This is a genomic window from Salifodinibacter halophilus (assembly GCA_012999515.1).
Taxonomy (GTDB): Bacteria; Pseudomonadota; Gammaproteobacteria; order Nevskiales; family Salinisphaeraceae; genus Salifodinibacter; species Salifodinibacter halophilus.
Genome location: JABEEB010000012.1, coordinates 1 through 666, shown reverse-complemented (window position 1 = coordinate 666; position 666 = coordinate 1). Strand labels below are relative to the sequence as shown.

The 666-nt window shown below is 65.0% G+C and carries 1 protein-coding gene; it reads left to right on the top strand.

Annotated elements, in window-relative coordinates; all coding sequences use genetic code 11:
- The first annotated feature begins 20 nt into the window (after nt 1-20).
- The gene (locus HKX41_10430) at nt 21-221 is read left to right on the top strand and encodes a hypothetical protein (GenBank protein NNC24552.1); all 201 of its coding nucleotides are present in this window, start codon (nt 21-23) and stop codon (nt 219-221) included.
- The last annotated feature ends 445 nt before the right edge of the window (nt 222-666 follow it).

Below are 666 nucleotides of genomic sequence, written 5' to 3'. Positions count from 1 at the left end.
GGTTCCGCGTCGTGCGACGGATGTGCGCGCGATGCGAGGAGCGGCCGGTCGATGAAGGCTCGTCGCTGGGGCTGCTGGCGTTGCTGACCTTTCCCTTGCTCGGCATCTTGCCGGGCGCGCGATATTGCAAGGATTGCGGCGGCGGCAACGCGGCGTTGGCGGTCGGCGTGTTGGTGGTGGCGGCCGCGATCGGTTTCGTTTTGTTGGTGGTGTTTTGGTAGCGGGCCGAGGTTCGCGGCGTTTTATCGAGGCAGCGCGCTTAAGTCTCTGGATCCCCGCGTTCGCGGGGATGACGGCTGGAGAGAGACGCGACGAAACCCATCTACCGTCATTCCCGCGAAAGCGGGCTCTGCTGTACTTCGGCGAAGCCGAACATCCAGGGCTTTATCGAGGCATGGCTCTGAAGTCTCTGGATCCCCGCCTTCGCGGGGATGACGGGGTGTGAGAGACGCCGCGAACTTGAAAGAGATGCCGCGAACCCACCCCTGTCGTCATGCCCGCGAAGGCGGGCATCCAGGGCTACACCGCGACACGGCGCTGAAGTCTCTGGATCCCCGCTTTCGCGGGGATGACGGGGTGTGAGAGACGCCGCGAACTTGAAAGAGACGCCGCGGAACCGCCCTGTCGTCATGCCCGCGAAGGCGGGCATCCAGGGCTACACCGCGA

Excerpts from the sequence above, each read along its gene's own strand:
- HKX41_10430 (NNC24552.1), top strand. The coding sequence starts at position 21 with ATGTGCGCGCGATGCGAGGAGCGGCCGGTCGATGAAGGCTCGTCGCTG.